Source organism: Mesosutterella porci, from assembly GCF_022134585.1.
Classification (GTDB): Bacteria; Pseudomonadota; Gammaproteobacteria; order Burkholderiales; family Burkholderiaceae_F; genus Mesosutterella; species Mesosutterella porci.
Genome location: NZ_JAKNCT010000010.1, coordinates 14,346 through 29,844 on the forward strand (window position 1 = coordinate 14,346; position 15,499 = coordinate 29,844).

17 protein-coding genes are annotated in these 15,499 nt (G+C 65.8%); 9 read left to right on the forward strand and 8 right to left on the reverse strand.

Features of this window, described 5'->3' with window-relative positions; genetic code table 11:
* Nucleotides 1-32 precede the first annotated feature (32 nt).
* The 3 genes from MAF45_RS08555 to MAF45_RS08565 all read left to right on the forward strand — a co-directional run bounded on the left by MAF45_RS08555 (nucleotide 33) and on the right by MAF45_RS08565 (nucleotide 3,702).
* Entirely contained in the window at nucleotides 33-449 is a 417-nt protein-coding gene (locus MAF45_RS08555) for a deoxycytidylate deaminase (RefSeq protein ID WP_237979225.1), read from the forward strand.
* An 89-nt stretch (nucleotides 450-538) separates the two neighbouring features.
* Nucleotides 539-1,849 (forward strand): ferric reductase-like transmembrane domain-containing protein, encoded by a 1,311-nt coding sequence (locus MAF45_RS08560; RefSeq protein ID WP_237979226.1) that lies wholly within the window; start codon nucleotides 539-541, stop codon nucleotides 1,847-1,849.
* Nucleotides 1,850-1,983: 134 nt separating this feature from the next.
* Nucleotides 1,984-3,702: an ATP-dependent nuclease gene (locus MAF45_RS08565; RefSeq protein WP_237979227.1), complete on the forward strand. Its 1,719-nt coding sequence runs from the start codon at nucleotides 1,984-1,986 to the stop codon at nucleotides 3,700-3,702.
* Here the strand turns inward: MAF45_RS08565 and MAF45_RS08570 are convergent.
* Complete coding sequence (locus MAF45_RS08570) at nucleotides 3,699-4,349, reverse strand: nitroreductase (protein ID WP_237979228.1); 651 nt, start codon at nucleotides 4,347-4,349, stop codon at nucleotides 3,699-3,701. The genes MAF45_RS08565 and MAF45_RS08570 overlap by 4 nt on opposite strands.
* A 128-nt stretch (nucleotides 4,350-4,477) precedes the next feature.
* Here MAF45_RS08570 and MAF45_RS08575 point away from each other — a divergent pair, with 128 nt between their 5' ends.
* From MAF45_RS08575 to mmuM, 4 genes are all read left to right on the forward strand, one after another.
* Nucleotides 4,478-4,927, forward strand: coding sequence for a MarR family winged helix-turn-helix transcriptional regulator (locus tag MAF45_RS08575; RefSeq protein ID WP_237979229.1), 450 nt, complete (start codon nucleotides 4,478-4,480; stop codon nucleotides 4,925-4,927).
* Nucleotides 4,928-4,986: 59 nt separating this feature from the next.
* A complete protein-coding gene (locus MAF45_RS08580; protein WP_237979230.1) occupies nucleotides 4,987-5,370 on the forward strand; it encodes a cupin domain-containing protein in 384 nt (127 codons plus the stop codon).
* A 72-nt stretch (nucleotides 5,371-5,442) separates the two neighbouring features.
* The gene (locus MAF45_RS08585; protein ID WP_237979231.1) at nucleotides 5,443-6,093 is read left to right on the forward strand and encodes an NAD(P)-dependent oxidoreductase; all 651 of its coding nucleotides are present in this window, start codon (nucleotides 5,443-5,445) and stop codon (nucleotides 6,091-6,093) included.
* 64 nt (nucleotides 6,094-6,157) lie between these two features.
* Complete coding sequence (mmuM, locus tag MAF45_RS08590) at nucleotides 6,158-7,114, forward strand: homocysteine S-methyltransferase (RefSeq protein WP_237979232.1); 957 nt, start codon at nucleotides 6,158-6,160, stop codon at nucleotides 7,112-7,114.
* Between the two features lie 64 nt (nucleotides 7,115-7,178).
* On the opposite strand, the gene MAF45_RS08595 is transcribed toward mmuM, so the two are convergent.
* The gene (locus MAF45_RS08595) at nucleotides 7,179-7,820 is read right to left on the reverse strand and encodes a 4Fe-4S dicluster domain-containing protein (RefSeq protein WP_237979233.1); all 642 of its coding nucleotides are present in this window, start codon (nucleotides 7,818-7,820) and stop codon (nucleotides 7,179-7,181) included.
* Nucleotides 7,821-7,828: 8 nt separating this feature from the next.
* Here MAF45_RS08595 and MAF45_RS08600 point away from each other — a divergent pair, with 8 nt between their 5' ends.
* Together MAF45_RS08600 and MAF45_RS08605 are read left to right on the forward strand one after the other, a co-directional pair.
* Nucleotides 7,829-8,779, forward strand: coding sequence for a LysR family transcriptional regulator (locus MAF45_RS08600; protein WP_237979234.1), 951 nt, complete (start codon nucleotides 7,829-7,831; stop codon nucleotides 8,777-8,779).
* 58 nt (nucleotides 8,780-8,837) lie between these two features.
* On the forward strand, nucleotides 8,838-9,644 hold the full coding sequence (locus MAF45_RS08605) for a ZIP family metal transporter (protein ID WP_237979235.1): 807 nt from the start codon (nucleotides 8,838-8,840) through the stop codon (nucleotides 9,642-9,644).
* Nucleotides 9,645-9,832: 188 nt separating this feature from the next.
* Here the strand turns inward: MAF45_RS08605 and MAF45_RS08610 are convergent, their stop codons facing one another.
* From MAF45_RS08610 to MAF45_RS08635, 6 genes are all read right to left on the reverse strand, one after another.
* Entirely contained in the window at nucleotides 9,833-10,075 is a 243-nt protein-coding gene (locus MAF45_RS08610) for a cupin domain-containing protein (protein ID WP_237979236.1), read from the reverse strand.
* A 356-nt stretch (nucleotides 10,076-10,431) separates the two neighbouring features.
* On the reverse strand, nucleotides 10,432-11,463 hold the full coding sequence (locus MAF45_RS08615) for a DUF362 domain-containing protein (RefSeq protein WP_237979237.1): 1,032 nt from the start codon (nucleotides 11,461-11,463) through the stop codon (nucleotides 10,432-10,434).
* Nucleotides 11,464-11,627: 164 nt separating this feature from the next.
* Nucleotides 11,628-11,978, reverse strand: coding sequence for a rhodanese-like domain-containing protein (locus MAF45_RS08620; protein ID WP_237979238.1), 351 nt, complete (start codon nucleotides 11,976-11,978; stop codon nucleotides 11,628-11,630).
* 22 nt (nucleotides 11,979-12,000) lie between these two features.
* Complete coding sequence (locus tag MAF45_RS08625; RefSeq protein ID WP_237979239.1) at nucleotides 12,001-12,315, reverse strand: hypothetical protein; 315 nt, start codon at nucleotides 12,313-12,315, stop codon at nucleotides 12,001-12,003.
* 104 nt (nucleotides 12,316-12,419) lie between these two features.
* Nucleotides 12,420-14,024: a phospholipase D-like domain-containing protein gene (locus MAF45_RS08630; protein WP_237979240.1), complete on the reverse strand. Its 1,605-nt coding sequence runs from the start codon at nucleotides 14,022-14,024 to the stop codon at nucleotides 12,420-12,422.
* Between the two features lie 126 nt (nucleotides 14,025-14,150).
* Nucleotides 14,151-15,260: an alpha/beta hydrolase gene (locus MAF45_RS08635; RefSeq protein WP_237979241.1), complete on the reverse strand. Its 1,110-nt coding sequence runs from the start codon at nucleotides 15,258-15,260 to the stop codon at nucleotides 14,151-14,153.
* Nucleotides 15,261-15,499 lie beyond the last annotated feature (239 nt).

Consider the following 15,499-nt stretch of genomic DNA (forward strand, 5'->3'; position numbering starts at 1 on the left):
TGATGGGCAGTGCGCAAGAAGGGGGAAGCGTCATGGATATCAAAAAAGACAACCAGATGTACATGCAGATCGCCCACATTGCAGCCGAGCGCAGCTATGCGCGCCGGCTCAAGGTGGGCTGCGTGATTGTGAAGAACCACTCCATCATCTCCTTTGGCTGGAACGGGATGCCCACCGGCTACGACAACTGCTGCGAGGACGAGATCGACGGCAAGCTCGTCACCAAGCCCGAGGTCCAGCACGCCGAGCTCAACGCGATTGCGAAGCTCGCCTACAACGGCTACTCCTCCAACGGGGCGAGCATCTACATCACCCACAGCCCCTGCATCAACTGCGCGCTGCTCATCCAGAAGTGCGGCATCTGCGCGGTCTACTACCACCAGATCTACCGAGACGACCGCGGCATTCAGTTCCTCAGGAAGGCGGGAATCCGGGTGGAGCAGCTCTAGAAAAAGAAAAAAGCCCCTTGCCCGGGGCTTCAGGCAGGGTTCATATTAAATATGTATTATTTGTGCATATTTAACGAGCTTCCTTTGCCATGCTTCGCATCAACCTTGTTCTTTTCGGGCTCACGGCCCTTTTCTGGCTCGCCGGGGTCTTTTTCTTTCCCTTTGAGCTGAACAGCCGCGGCATCCAGCACCAGATTTTCCTTCTCACGGGGCTCGCGGCCTGGTTTCTCTGGGCGGAGGCTCTCGTGATCGCGGCGCGTCCGCGCTGGATCGAGCGGGTGGGGGGCGAGCCTCTCGACCGCCTGATGGGTGCGCACCGAAAGCTTGGCTGGGGGATGGCCGCGGCCTCGCTCCTGCACGTGGCGGCGCCGGTTTTTGTGGCGTTCCTGCCCGTCGAGCAGGTCTCGGGCATGGCCGAGCGGCCCGTGATGGGGAGCCTCGCCGAGGCGGTCTGGATCTGGCTGCATCCGCTCGGGGCCCTCACGGGCATCCTGCTCACGCTCTACCTGATCCGCGTGATCTGGCGCGACGCGCGCCGCGCAAGCGGGAAGCTCGACTGGACGCGCTGGGAGAAGAGCCACCGGGCCTGGGCCTGGGTCTATCTCTTTTTCATCCTGCACGCCCTGAGGCTCATGAAGGAGACGGAGCTCGCGATGCCGCTCGGGTGGCTCAACGTCGCAGTGACCCTGCTCGGGGCCTGGGCCGCGGTCTCGATCATCCGGCGCCGGCCGGGGAGCGCTCTGCGCGCGATGGGCGAAGTGGTCTCGGTGCAGCGCTCCGAGGGCGAGTTCGTGCTCGTCGCGAAGAGCGCCCTCGCGCGCAGCGTTCGCCCGGGCGAGTTCGCGTATCTGTCGCTGCCCCGTGACCGCGAGGATCCGCATCCCTTCACGGTGGTGGCCGCGGATCCGGGGAAGGGCACGGTCTCCTTCTGGATCAAGGAGGCGGGGGACTGGACCCGGGCGCTTGCCGCCCGCAAGCCCGGTTCGGAGCTGGAAATCGAAGGACCCTGGGGTTCCTTCCTCCCCGTCTGGGAGGCGGGCGGCCCGCAGAGCTGGATCGCTGGCGGGCTGGGGCTCGCGCCCTTTATTGCGTGGCTGGAGGCCGCGGCGGCGCGCCGCAGGAGCACCGGGGAGGCGCCGCGGGCGACCCTCTGGTGGTTTGTGCGGCATGCCGGGCGCGAGCCGTTCCTGCCGGAGGCGAAACGGCTCGCCGAGGCCGCGGGGATCGAGCTCCGGGTGTTCGAGACAGGCGACGACCACCGGCGGGCCGATCCTGCGCTGGTGATCCCGCCGGGGACGGGGCGCGTTGAAGTCTGCGGCAGCCGCGCCTTCGCGCTCGCCTTCAGGCGGCGCTGGAAGGAGCTCGGGGGGCAGGGCGCCTTTCGCTCCGAAGCCTGCTGAAAGCGGCCCCCGGAGGCGCTACCATGGGCCTGCGGCAAGGCGCGTGCCCATGAGCCCTGAGGGACAAGGGGGGGGACAGGAGCGCGCCGCCTGACGCACAGACGAACAAGGCGGGGATAAGGGGGAAAAGCGCCATGATCAGGCTCGAGCGGCTGAGAATCAGGGGGTTTCGGGGCATTTCGAGCCTTGAGATGACGCTCGGGCCCCAGACGGTCCTGATCGGGCCCAACAGCGCGGGCAAGTCCACGGTGCTTGCCGCTTTGCGGCTCGCGCTCGAGCCGGGCGGCTCCACCCGGCCTTCAACTGATTTCTTCGTGGACTCTTCCGGTCGGCGGGGCGAGGAGGCCCTGGTCGATCTGATGTTCGTCCCCTGCCGCGCGGACGGTGCCCGCGCGGAGCGCTTCGAGGGCCTCTGGAAGGAGGCGCTCGGGGCGCTTGCCTCGCACGAGCCGGGCTCCGGGCGCGAATTCTTCGCCTTCCGAACCCGCCTGAGGCAGGGTTCCGGGGAGTCCGCCGCAGGGCTCGAGCGGCGGCTGCTCGTGCGCTGGAGGGAAGAGGAGGGGGCGGTGCTCGCGCAGCCGCCCTCGTGCTTCACGCTGGTGCCGGTCCGCTCCGGCAGCGGCCTTGCGGCGGAGCTGCGCCGCCCGGGGTCGTTTGTGAGCCGGGCGCTTCGCGAGCTCTCGCCAGGCGGCCCCGAGGAGGGGCTTGAGGAAAAGGACTTCGGGGCGCTTCGCGCCGCGGTTGAGCGCTTTGTCTCGGTGCTTGACGGCCAGATCCCCGCTCGCGCGCTCCCCCGGGGACCGGTGACGCTCGGGGAGGTGAAAAGGCTCTTTTCGCTCATCGGCCGGGGCGAGGCGCCCGCGGCCTTCGCGCCCTTTCTCGAGGAAAGCGGCGGGGGCCGCATCGCGCTGCTTCTGTCCACGATCACGCTCGAGCGGCTCCTGGCCGCGCAGCGGGCCGGGCGCGGGGAGGCCTCCCACTTCATCACCGCGGTCGAGGAGTCCGAGCTGCACCTGCACCCGACCGCGCAGCGTTCGATCACGGGGCACCTGCGGCAGCTGCCGGGCGAGGTGCTCCTTGCCACCCACTCGCCTTTCGTCGCCTCGGGGATCGAGCCCCTGAACTACCGCTTCATGGTGCGGGCCGGAGGGCGCGTGCGCGTGCGGTGGCTGCCGCGCCGCACGGATCCCGCCGACATCCGCTCCATCAAGCGTCTCATTCTCCGGAACCGCGGCGACATGCTCTTCGCTCGGGGGCTCATCCTCGCTGAGGGGATCACCGAGGAGCAGCTGCTGCGCGGCATGTTCCGGGTGCGCTTCGGCGCCCCGCCCGAGGACTTCGGGCTCTCGATTCTCGGGGTCGAGGGCAAGAGCTACGAGCCCTACCTGCGGATGGCGGCGGTGATGCAGCGCCCCTTTGTTGTCGTGAGCGACTGCGACGGGGATGCGAAGGAGGTGCTGCGGCGCCAGGCCTCGCGGGTTTTCGCCGAGCAGGGACTGCCCGGCGGACCCGCCGCGGGCTGCGGGCTCTTTTTCCTGTCGGAGGGTCTTGCGATGGAAGGCGAGCTCGCCTCCCGGGAAAGCCTGCGCGGGCTCATCGCGCTTGCTCTCTCGCGCATGTACGCCGACCGGGCCCGCTGCGGTGAGGACTGGAGGCGCCGCCAGGAAAGGCGGATCCTGCGCGAGCCCCCTTCGTCGCTTCGCCGCCGCATGGAAAAGACGAAGTCGGAATACTCGGGCTTTCTCGCCGAGGCGATCGAGGAGAACCCCTTCGGACAGCCCGCCTCGGAGCTCATCCCGCCGGCCGTCGGCCGGGCCTTCGACCGGGTCGCGGGCTGGCTCGCCCCCGCTTAGGCCGCCTCGTCCCGGATCACGAGAAAGTCCTCGAGCGGCGCGCGGCTTGAGCGGAAGCGGTTGAGCGGGCAGTCCTCCTCGTAGCCGAGCGCAATCCCGATCGCGAGCTTTTCACTCTCCGGGATCCCCAGAACGCTCTTGACTGGGCCGGGCCAGGTGACGAGGTTGTAGGCCGGGACCGCGCCCAGGCCGTGGTTCGCGGCGGAAAGCAGGAACATCGCTTCAAAGCCCCCGGCGTCCAGGACCGCCCAGAGGTTCGCGGGGTCCGGGATCGTGATGTAGGCGACTGCCGGCGCGTGGAAGAGCTGCGCCTGGGAGGCCATCTTCACCGCGTTGAGGCCGGCAGCCGTGCGCGAGGCCGAGAAGGCTTTCTGGCGGGCGCGGGCGGCCGCAGACCACCCCGCGCCGGAGGTGGGCGGAAAGTCCGGGCGACGCGGCTCGTTCCTGCTGGTCCTCGCCTGGTATTCGGAGCGAATCGCCTCAAGGGCCCCGCCCACCGCGATCCAGACGCGCCAGTCCTGGGCGTTTACGGTGGAGGGAGCGCGCTGCGCGTCACGCACGATGGAGCGAAGAACTTCTGCAGGCACCGGGTCGGGCCGAAAGAGCCGCACCGAGTGCCGGGCTTTCACGAGTTCAGCGAATTCCATGACTTTTCTCCCGAAAGGAGGCTGAAGGATTTTTTCCCCGCCACGGGAAAAGTCTAACCCCTGGGGCATTTTCCCCGGCGAGGAAGAGGGCTTGACAATTGTTCGTATACGAACTATATTTTCACTCCATGGAACAGAACACAAAAATTGTCTGGCTCGCCTCGCGGCTCCTTGAGAACGCGAACGAGTTCATCCGCGGGGAGCTCCGCAGGGAGGGCGCCGCAGACCTCACGCCCGCCCACGGGGACATCCTCAACTCGCTTTACCTCCGGGACGGCCTGAGCGTGTCGGAGCTCGCCCGCGCGGCCCGCAGGACCAAGTCCACGGTGTCGGTGCTGGTTGACCGGCTCGCAGCCGCGGGCTACGTCGAAAAGCGCCCCTCCGAGGAGGACAGCCGCGCGGTGGGCGTCTGGCTCACCGAGAAGGGCCGCGCCTTCAGGGAGCGCGAGGAGCGCATCTCGCGGCGGCTCAATGAGCGGCTCACCCGGAATCTGCGCGGCCACGAGGTGGCCGCGCTCGAGGACTTCCTCGAGCGCTGCGCCGCTTCGTTCGCCGGGGAAGACGGCAGGCCGAAGTAAAAAAACAAGGGATTTTTTTTAATCAATCGTTCGTTTTCGAACAAAATAAGGACAAAAACATGACGAATTTCAAAGTGACCCAGACGGATGTCTCCGCTCCCCGCGTCGAGCTCCATGACGCGCTCTCCCTCACCTCGGCCGAGGTGTCCGTGAACCGGCTGCCGGCCGGCAGCCGCGGCGTCCCCTTCGTGCACCGCCACACCGGCAACGAGGAGATCTACGTTGTGACCGAGGGCAGCGGCGAGCTCTACGTCGACGGCACGGTGACGCCGATCAAGGCCGGCACGGCCTTCCGCATCGACCCGCAGGGCGCCCGCGCGATTCGTGCCTCGGACAAGGAAGGGCTCACCTACATCTGCATCCAGGCGCGGGCCGGGAGCCTCCAGGGCTTCACGATGACCGACGGCCAGATCGTGAAGGACCAGAAGGCGCCCTGGCAGTAAAAGCGGAAAGGCGGGGGCGGGCTGCCCCTGCACCCAGACCCTCTCATTTCTAACTCATCGAAAGGATAAAAAATGGCACATGTGGTATTGATCGGCGCGACCGGCACGGTCGGACGCGCCATTTTGAAGGAACTGCTCGGGCGCGGGCACAAGGTGAAGGCCGTGGTGCGGGATGTCTCGAAGCTCCAGAAGTCGCCGGGCCTTGAGGCCGTGAGCCTCGACGTGGCCGAGGAAAAAGAGCTCGCCGCGGCTGAAAAGGGCGCGGACGCGGTGATTTCCGCCTACAACCCGGGCTGGGCGAATCCTGAGATCGGCAGGCTCATCAAAGAGAACTACCCGAAGATCCTCGAGGCCGCAAAGGCCTCCGGCGCGGGCCGGCTTCTGATCGTGGGCGGCGCGGGCACGCTTTTCTGCGCCCCGGGGCTGCGGGTGGTCGATTCCGGGGCTATTCCGGAGGCTATCATGGACGGCGTCCGCCCGCTCGGGGATTTCTACCTCAACACCCTGAGAGAGGAAAAGGACATCGACTGGGTGTTTTTCTCGCCCGCGGGGCAGTTCGAGGAGGGAGCCCGCACCGGAGCCTACCGGCTGGGCGGCGACGACCTGATCGTGGATCCGAAGACCGGGACGAGCCACATCTCCTACGCCGACTACGCCAAGGCGATGGTCGACGAGCTCGAGCAGCCCGCCCACCACCGGGAGCGCTTCACGATCGGGTACTAAAAGCCCCGAAAAAGGCCCGCCCCGGACGCCGGGCCGGGGTCCGGCTTTGAGAGGAGGAATAACGATGCGCGCTCCGCTGTCTGAACTGCTCGAAAAGCGGCGCTTTGCCGTGATCGACGGGGCCATGTCGACTGCCCTCGAGGTCCGGGGGCTCGACCTGAAGGACCCGCTCTGGACGGCGAAGGCGCTCGTCGACTCCCCGCAGGAGATACGCGCGGTCCACCGAAGCTATTTCGAGGCCGGGGCGGACATCGCGATTACGGCGAGCTATCAGGCTTCCGAGGCGGGTTTTGCCCGAAGGGGGATCGGCCCCGGGGAAGCCGCGGCGCTCATCGGGCGTTCCGTTGAGCTCGCGCGCGGGGCCGCGCGCGATTCCGGTCCCGGCTTTTCCGGCACGCTCGTGGCGGGCTCGGCCGGCCCCTACGGCGCCTTTCTTGCCGACGGCTCCGAATACACGGGCGCCTACAGGCTTTCGGCGGAGGACTACCGGCGCTTCCACCGCCTGAGGCTGGAGGCGCTTTGCCGCGCCGGGGCCGACCTCATCGCCTTTGAGACGCAGCCGAGGCTCGACGAGATCGAGGCGGTGCTCTCGCTGCTCGAGGAGTTTCCGCTCACCTGCTGGGTCACGGTGACGCTGGACCAGAGCGGGACGCGGATGCCGGACGGCACGCCGCTTGACGACCTTGCGAGGGTTCTCGATGCCGTCTCCCGGGTGGAGGCGATGGGCGTGAACTGCGTGCCCCGGCAGAAGGTCTCCGGAGCCCTGAGGCTTCTCGCCCGCGGGACGGGCAAGCCCCTCATTGCCTATCCCAATTCGGGAGAGACCTGGGATGCGGGCTCCAGGACCTGGAAGTGCCTCTGCGGCGGGGGCGGCGCGGGCGCCGCCGAAGGCTGGGAGCGGTTCGTCCCCGAGTGGCTCGCGCTGGGCGCGCGCTGCATCGGGGGGTGCTGCCGGACGCTGCCCGCCGACATCCGCGCCATCGCCGCGCTGGTCGAGAAGGCGCGCGCCGCGGGGCGCTGAAAAAAGGAAAAGCGCCTTTCTCCGCGGCTTCCGAGCTTTCCCTCAGGCTTTGCGGGGCTGCCCGTCAGGTCCTGGAGACCGGGACCGTGAACATGCTCTCGAGCTTTCCCCAGTCGTCGGCGCCGCCCGAGCTGCCCCCGGAGTCTTCTCCGGCCGCGCGCTCGCATTCGAGCGTCTCTTCGCCCGAGGCGGCTTCTTCAAGCGAGGCGGGTTCGAGCTTCACGGCGTTTTTGTAGCAGAGGTCCATGCACAGCCCGCAGCCCGTGCAGAGCTCCGGGTCGACCACGGGCACGTTGTCGTCGTTGAGCGTGATCGCACCCTCATTGCAGGCCTCGTAGCACTTGGTGCAGCCGCCGCTGCGAAGCGCGATGCAGTTTATGGTGATTTCGGCCGTGCCGATCGCCTTCGGGCGGTCGAAGGGGCCGGGTTCCGCAAGGGGTTCGAGCGCCCCGGTGGGGCAGGCCTCTGTGCACTTCATGCAGAAATTGCACCAGCCGTGGTGGAAATCCATTCTCGGGGTCCGCATCTGCACGAACCCGTCCGTGACGGAGGCCGGGCCGATCGCGTGCAGCGGGCAGGCGCTTGTGCAACGGTCGCATTTGATGCACAGCGCAAGAAAGTCCTTCCCCCGCGCCGCTCCCGGCGGCCGCACCAGGGGCCTGCCCTCGGTGCAGGCTGCGGCGCTCCCCGCTGCGAGGTGTTTCATTGAAGTCAGTGCTTGATAATCTGCTCGCCTGGCGTGCTTTTCTCGCCGTTGCCAAAACCGGGGCCATCTCAGTCGCGGCCCGGCTCCTGGACCTGGACTCGGCTGCGGTCTCGCACATGGTGGCGGAGATCGAGCAGGCGCTCGGCTACGCCCTGTTCGACCGCTCGAAGCGGCCCTTCAAGCTCACGCCCCGGGGCCGCGTGGTGGCCGACACCGTGAATCCGCTTTCGAGCGGGCTCCTCGACCTGCGGGAGCTTTTCGACGAGGACACGAACAGCTTCATCACGGTGGCGGCCCCCACCGATCCCAACCAGTGCTATCTTCATGATCAGCTCTTCCAGTACTCGCTTGAGCATCCGGGGGTGCACTTCTACCTGCGCTCTGCCTGCTCCGTGGAGGACGTTCTCTCGGGACGCATCGACATTGCGCTGATCGACTGCCCGATCGCGAGCCCCGAGCTCGTGATCCGGTTCTGCATCCAGGCGGTGGCCGTTCCGCTCGCCTCCCGCGGCTACGTCGAGCGCTGCGGGGAGCCGAAGACGATCGAAGACCTGAAGAACCACACGGGGCTGCTGCTGCGGCAGGGGATGCACCAGAGGACGAGCTATCTTTACGACAGCGCGGGGGAGATCTCGCCCGCCCTCAAGTGGAAGAACGTCTTCATGACGGACGCTCAGCTCACGCTCAACCACATGATGCTCGAGGGCCTGGGCATCGTGGTCGACTGCGTGCCGCAGCACCTGCTGCCTCAGCTCGAGTCGGGCGAGGTGGTGCCGGTGCTGCGCGGCTGGAGGCGAAAACCCCAGGAGTTCTCGATCGTGACCCGGCGCGACCGGGAGGGGCTCTCCGACGAGCTGCACGCCTTCGCGCTCTGGTGGTGCCGGAAGGAAAAGGAGGCCGCGCGGGAGCGCACGCGGAAGGCCGATGCCCTGCTCTTCAGCCTTTTCGGGAAGGGCTGACGGGCGCTGGGGAGTTCCGTTATTATTTGTTAATGATAGCCATTCTTATTTAATAGCCATGATTTTCTCTGTTCCTGCTGACGCCCTGCTCTACGCCGTGAAGGGTACGGGCTTTGCCTTCGCGATGACGGCGCTCGGGGCGGCGGTTGCGCTTTTTTCCGGCCGCAGGGCCTCTCCCGCCCTGCAGCGGGCCTCGCTCGGGTTTGCCGCGGGCATCATGATTGCGGCCTCGGTCTGGAGCCTTCTCATTCCCTCTGCCGAGGCCGCGGTGAAGCTGGGGCTGCCGGGGTGGCTGCCGCCCGCCGGGGGCTTTGCGGCCGGCGCTCTGTTTCTGCTTTTCATGGACCGGCTGCTGCCGCACCAGCACCCGATGGAGGCTTCGCCCGAGGGGCCGAAGTCGAGGCTGCCCCGGACCGCGCTCTTAGTCTTCGCGATCACGCTGCACAACGTGCCCGAGGGGATGTCGGTGGGGCTTACGGCCGCGCTGGCAGGGCTTACCGAGGATCCGGTCGAGATTTCGGCCGCCGCGGCGCTCGCCCTTGGCATCGGCATCCAGAACATTCCTGAAGGGGCGGCGGTGTCGCTGCCGCTGCTGGAGGCCGGAAAAACGCGCGGCCGGGCCTTCTTCTGGGGCGTGATGTCGGGCGCGGCCGAGCCGGTGTTCGGTATCGCGGCCGCGCTTTTCGCGGGCTCGGCGGGCCCGATGATGCCGTGGCTGCTCGCCTTCGCGGCGGGCGCCATGATGTACGTAGTGGTCGAGGAGCTCATCCCCGCCTGCTCGCTCGACTCGCACCATCACGAGGGGACGCTCTCCGTGCTGGGCGGGTTCCTCCTCATGATGGTGCTCGACACCGCGCTCGGCTGAGGGCGCCTCCGGGGATTACTTGAGCCGCGCGTACTCGGCGGGGTCGACCGGCTCCAGCCACTCGGTTTTGGACGGCGCCATGATCGAGAGGTGCTGGTACCAGCCGTCTTTGCCGCGCCGTGCCAGTGCTTGGTTCCCGCGGGGATCGTGACCGTGTCGCCCGGCTTCACTTAGCGCGCGGGCCCGCCCTAGATCTGGTAGTAGCCGCGTCCGGAGACCGTCGTGAAGACCTGGCAGGACGTGGTGTGGATGTGCCAGTGGTTGATAACGCCCGGGGCGAAGGTGACGTTCGAGACCCCGAGCGCCTTGTCGCCGCCCAGACTCGCGAGGCAGGTGGTTCCCGTGAAGTATTTTGCGTAGGCCGTGTTGAGGCGGCCGATCGGAAAGACGGTGCCGCCCGTTTTTTCAAGCGACTGGGTGATCTCGCGCACGGTCTGCGCGTCAGGCTCGGGCGCATCGGCCGCGCGGGCGGCTGGAAGGGCGGCGAAAAAGCGGCGGCAAAGAGCGCGGCCTGAAAAATGAGACTCGTTTTTTTCATGGCAGTGTCCAAAAAGGAGAAATGAAAGGGCATCGGGCCCGGGCCTTGAGAAAGTTCTTCCGGCTGAGGCGCCGGCCCTTGCTCCAGGCCTACTTCATTCGATAGAAAATATGCATTAATAATTTTTTGTAATTATTTATTTGCATAACACATGGCGCCTTTCCCCTCCTTTCCCGACGCACGAAAAAGGCCTGCTTCCGGCGCTCCGGAGGCAGGCCCTATGAAGAAGTGCAGAGGCTTTGCCGCGCTTTAGATTTCGATCAGCCGGTAGGTGGACGCCCCCATGCGGTTCCTGCGCATCGCGTCAAGCTGCGCCAGGCCGTGGCGGGACTCCATGCGCTCGACGAGGTCGTGGTTGTGGCCCGAGCCGTAGACGAGGTCGCAGGAGGCCTGGTCGATCGCGAGGATGTCGGTCGAGGCGAGGATCCCGATGTCGGGAATGGTGGGCTCGGCCGCGCTCGTGCCCGCGCAGTCGCAGTCAACCGACATGCGGCGCATCACGTTCAGGAACGTGATGTGGCGCCCGAAGTGGTCGCAGGTCGCCTTCCCGGAGTCGGCCATGAGCTCCATGAACTGATCCTTCATGGGCATCGCGCCCCAGTCGAGGTCGGTCGACCAGGGCTTCACCCCGTGGACCTCGGCCTTGCCGACGCGGCCCGAGGCGCAGCCGATTGCGATGTTCTTGAGCGATCCGCCGAAGCCTCCCATCGCATGGCCCTTGAAGTGCGTGAGGACCACGAGCGAGTCGTAGTTCGCGAGGTGCGCCCCCATGGCGACTTTCTTGAGCCGCAGGCCGTTCTTCACGGGGAAGTCCACGTACTTGTCGTCCGCGTCCATGATGTCGACCGGGCAGAAGGTCCAGCCGTTCACTTTCAGGGTCTCGAGGTGGCCCTTCGTGGTGTAGCGGTCGCCGTGGTAGAGCGTGTTGCACTCGACGATCGCGCTGTTCGGAATCTGGGCCTGGAAGGCGCGCACCATGTCGCGCGGCAGGATGTTGGGGCCGTGCTTTTCGCCAGTGTGCAGCTTGATGCCCACCTTGCCCGTGATGCCGGCGTTCACGAGCTTGTATAGCCTGATGAGGGTCTCGGCGTCGATTTTGCGCGAGAAGTACACCTTCGCCGTATCTGCCTTGGCCTCGGAGGCCGCGACGCGGCGGCAGCCGACGACGGGGGCCTGCCGGAAGGAGGAGGGGGTCTCGGCGGCCTGGCTTTCGGCCGGGACGAGGGACGCGAGCGCAGCCGTCCCGACGCCCTTTAGAAGCGAGCGCTTGGAAATAGTCATGTTGTAGGTCTCCTCAAAAAAAACAGTGTGCGCGGCCCAGGTCCTGGGCGCTTTATGGAAAATATATCACTAGGACTCTCTAAGTAATTGTTTCAATATCTTTTATTATTTTTGTGCATGCACGTGAATAACTTTTCAGTATGGCAGGAGGGCTTCCCCTCCGCCTACCAGCCCCGCTTCCAGTCGTTGTACTCGTCAAAAGGCGGCACGCCCGCGATGTAGGACACCTCGGGAATGTCGGGCCTCAGCTGCCGAAGGACCTCGAACCAGCCGACGACCATATGGCCGCGGCGGCAGTGCAGCATGACGGGCCTCCCGGAGGGCAGGGCGAGCAGCCGGAGTTTTGACTCTTTCTCTCCCAGGTCTTCGGTCGGGATGTTGACCTCGCCTTCGAAGTGATTTCTGTCGTAAAAGCCCCGGCCCGCGACGTTCACGATGATGAGATCCGGGGTTTTCTTCATGTACTCGAGGGCGGCCTGCGGGGCGAGTCCTCCCAGATTCTTCTGCTGCGGCATGTCTGGAGCTCCTGAACGTGGGTCAACGGCCTTTGCTGCTTTTCGAGCAGGCCGCCTCCGACCCTTCGAGCCCTTCCTTGGCGCCTTTCACCGCGCCGGAGGTGGCATGTCCGATCTTTTTCGTGGTGTCGCGGAAAAAGTGGCCGGTCTCGCGGGTCACGTCGCGGAAGAAATGCCCGACGCTGCGGCCTGTGTCCTTCACGGCTGCGCCCGTCTGGGAGACGGCGCCGGCGGAGGAGCCCGCCTGAGGGCTCGAGGCAGCGGGCGAGGGGGCGGCGGCCCAGGAGGCCGCGCTGAAGGCTGCGGCCGCAAGCATGATAAGCATCTGGCGCATCATCTTGATTCTCCTAAAAAGGAAACGCACTGAGAGCGGGCAGAGCCGCTCTGCCGCACAGCTCCGATTCTAGGCCTGAAAGGGCGCCCGGACGAGGCCCGCTCGATTCACATCAGCGGCGCGATCACGTTGAGCACGGCCCCGAGGAGCCGGCGGCCCGTTTTTTCGTGCCGGACGCTTCGGCGGGTGATGCGGCGGCACTGCCTGAGCGTGGCCTGGAAATCGGATTCAATCTCGGAGATGCAGTCCGCTTCGCGCAGGAACACTCCGCATTCGAAGTGGTGGTAAAGGCTACGATAGTCGAGGTTGATCGTGCCCACGAAGGCGCGGCCGCCGTCGCTCGTGCAGACTTTTGAGTGGACGAAACCCGGCGTGTACTCGTAGATCTTCACCCCGGCTTCGAGCAGCCCCAGGTAGTGTGATCGCGCAAGGGCATCGGCAAAGGGGTTGTCATTTTTCCCCGGGACGATGATCTTCACGTCGATGCCGAGGCTCGAGGCGAGCCGCAGAGCTGTCTCTAGCTCGCCGTCGAGGATCAGGTACGGGGTCATGATGTGCACGTAGTGGTGAGCCCGGTTGAGGATCGACAGGTAGACGCTCTCGCCCACCTTGCAGGAGTCCATCGGATTGTCGGCAAACGGGATCACGAACCCGCTGCCTGCGGGGTCGTCCGGCGAATCCAGCCTCGCGTCGGGCAGAGAATCGATCTCCCGCTCGTCAGCCCACATCTGCAGGAAGATCAACGTGAAGGTGGCCACTGCCCGCCCCGTGATCCGCACTCCCGCGTCCTTCCAGACGCCGTAGGGACAGTGCAGATTGATGTACTCGTCGGCGAGGTTGAAGCCCCCCGTGTAGGCGCACTCTCCGTCTATTACCATGATCTTCCTGTGGTCGCGGAAGTTGAACCGCGTGGTGAGAAAGGGGCAGGCGGGGGAAAAGACCCGGCAGCGGATCCCCAGGGCCCGGAGTTTTTCGGGATAGTCACCCGGAAGTCTTGAGAATTCGCAGGTCCCGTCGTAGAGCACCCGTACGTCGAGCCCCTCGGCGGCCTTTTCCGCGAGGATCTCGAGGATGCGACCCCACATGATCCCCTCCTCGATGATGAAGTACTCGAGGTAGATGAATTTCTTCGCTCGTTCGAGCCGCCCGAGCATGTCCTCGAAGGCGGGCTCGGCCATCGGGAAGTACTTCACGCCGCTCGCCTCGTAGACCGGGTAGCAGCCGGTGCGGGCGAGAAAGCGCGCGATTCCCGCTGTCTCGGGGTGAAGACAGCGCAGACGCTCCCAGGTGCCGGGGTTCTGCCGGATCGCGAACCGGGTCTTTCTTACGATTTCCCGGGCCGAGCGCTTGAGCTTTCGGTGCCCGATGTCGTACTTGGTGTAGAGCAGGAGCAGCACCCCCAGCACCGGCAGCACCAGGATGAGAAAGAGCCAGGTGATTTTCGCGCTCGAATCCATGCGGCTATTGATGAGCGCGAGCACGATGGGGACGCTCACCGCCATCCACACGAAGATGTAGTCCGTCGCGTAGCCCGCGAGCCGATAGGCGAGGAGGAACAGGAACGCGGCCTGCACGGCAAAGAGCACCAACAGAAACCCTGTGCGGCTGAAAAGCAGGCCCCAGAAGCTGCGTCTGCCCTGCTTGAGCAGGCGCAGCCCCCTGTCCGCGGTCCTGCGTTTTGCCCTTTTGAAAAAATCCTGCGTGCTGCTCACAGCCGACTCCTCCCCTCTTCAAGGTCTGATTCTAAGAGGCTTTAGGATGCAAGGCCCCTCTTTCAGACGGAGCCTTGAAGGGCGGCAGGGGGCGGGACGGGATTAAAGAAAGACAGGGAGGGTTTTTCAGAGGTTCTTTCTGAAGAACGCCTCGATCCGGTCGAACGGGATCACGTCCATGCGGTCGTAGAGGTCGGTGTGCACCGCCCCCGGGACGATGAGAAGCTCCTTGTTCTTTCCCGTGAGACGCTTGTAGACATCCTCGCTGTAATAGCGCGAGTGCGCCTTCTCGCCGTGGATCAGGAGCACCGGGGTCTCGATCTCATCGGCGTAGACGTTGATCGGGGTGTTCATGAAGGCAAGCAGCGAGGTGAGGGTCGAGCCGGTCGTGGAGCCGAAGGATCTCGGGTGGTAGCCGCGCTTCGTCTTGTAGAAGTCGTGGTAATCGCGCACGAACTGCGGCGCGTCGGCCGGGAGCTTCTCCGGGACTCCACCCGCCATGGCGTAGAGGCCCGACCTGTAGTCGGCCGTGCGCTGGGCGCTGATCCTCTTTCCCGCTGCGATCCGGGCCGCCCGCAACTCTTCCTTCGGCTTCCCGTTGTCGAAGTAGCCGTTTGCGATGTTGCGGCTCATGTCGTACATGGTGGAAGTCACCGTGGCGCGGATCCGGGGGTCCTGCGCCGCGGCGTTGAGGGCAAAGCCGCCCCAGCCGCAGATGCCGAGGATGCCCACGCGCCCTCTGTCCGTTTCAGGATTGTTGAGCAGGTAATCCACCGCGGCGGAAAAGTCCTCCGTGTTGATGTCGGGGGAGGTGGTGTTGCGCGGCTGCCCGGCGCTCTCGCCCGTGAACGACGGATCGAAGGCGAGCGTGAGGAACCCGCGGGCGGCGAGCTCCTGCGCGTAGCGGCCCGAGACCTGCTCCTTCACCGCGCCGAAGGGGCCTGCAAGCGCAATCGCCGGCAGCTTCTGCCCGGCGGAGCGGGCTCTGGACTCGTAGAGGTCGCCCACGAGCGTGATGCCGTAGCGGTTGTGAAAGACCACCTTGCGGTGGGCGACCCGGGCGTCCTCGGGAAAGACTTTGTCCCAGGCCTGGGAGAGGCTCGAGGCCTGGATGGTTTCCGCGGGCGCCCGCGAGGGCCCGGGGGTGTCCGCAGCGGCGGCCGTTCCGTCGCCCAGCGCGATGACGCCGGAGGAAAGGGCGCCAAGGGCCCATCGGATGAAACGCTTCTTGTCCATTGCTGTCTCCTTGCCGCTCCCGGCCTACCTTCTGCGCTTTAGCGCGCGGGCCGGGCGGAAATGAACAGGAGAAATGTTCCCACGGAGCGTCACCGGGAAACTGCCTTAATTGATCTTTTTATGAACTTTGCGAAACAGCGGGGCCTTCTTCGCCCCTGGAGCGGACGTGGCTTTAGATTCCGGCGCTTTCCGCGGCTTCGGGCTGCCTTGAAGGCCGGGCGGCCCCTTTCTTTTTTGCC

Bases quoted from the DNA above. Each gene is read 5' to 3' on its own strand.
- MAF45_RS08565 (WP_237979227.1), top strand. From the start codon at position 1,984: ATGATCAGGCTCGAGCGGCTGAGAATCAGGGGGTTTCGGGGCATTTCG.
- MAF45_RS08570 (WP_237979228.1), bottom strand. From the start codon at position 4,349: ATGGAATTCGCTGAACTCGTGAAAGCCCGGCACTCGGTGCGGCTCTTT.
- MAF45_RS08620 (WP_237979238.1), bottom strand. From the start codon at position 11,978: ATGCCGCAGCAGAAGAATCTGGGAGGACTCGCCCCGCAGGCCGCCCTC.
- mmuM (WP_237979232.1), top strand. From the start codon at position 6,158: ATGCGCGCTCCGCTGTCTGAACTGCTCGAAAAGCGGCGCTTTGCCGTG.
- MAF45_RS08605 (WP_237979235.1), top strand. From the start codon at position 8,838: ATGATTTTCTCTGTTCCTGCTGACGCCCTGCTCTACGCCGTGAAGGGT.
- MAF45_RS08595 (WP_237979233.1), bottom strand. From the start codon at position 7,820: ATGAAACACCTCGCAGCGGGGAGCGCCGCAGCCTGCACCGAGGGCAGG.
- MAF45_RS08615 (WP_237979237.1), bottom strand. From the start codon at position 11,463: ATGACTATTTCCAAGCGCTCGCTTCTAAAGGGCGTCGGGACGGCTGCG.
- MAF45_RS08625 (WP_237979239.1), bottom strand. From the start codon at position 12,315: ATGATGCGCCAGATGCTTATCATGCTTGCGGCCGCAGCCTTCAGCGCG.
- MAF45_RS08575 (WP_237979229.1), top strand. From the start codon at position 4,478: ATGGAACAGAACACAAAAATTGTCTGGCTCGCCTCGCGGCTCCTTGAG.
- MAF45_RS08580 (WP_237979230.1), top strand. From the start codon at position 4,987: ATGACGAATTTCAAAGTGACCCAGACGGATGTCTCCGCTCCCCGCGTC.
- MAF45_RS08635 (WP_237979241.1), bottom strand. From the start codon at position 15,260: ATGGACAAGAAGCGTTTCATCCGATGGGCCCTTGGCGCCCTTTCCTCC.
- MAF45_RS08585 (WP_237979231.1), top strand. From the start codon at position 5,443: ATGGCACATGTGGTATTGATCGGCGCGACCGGCACGGTCGGACGCGCC.
- MAF45_RS08555 (WP_237979225.1), top strand. From the start codon at position 33: ATGGATATCAAAAAAGACAACCAGATGTACATGCAGATCGCCCACATT.
- MAF45_RS08560 (WP_237979226.1), top strand. From the start codon at position 539: ATGCTTCGCATCAACCTTGTTCTTTTCGGGCTCACGGCCCTTTTCTGG.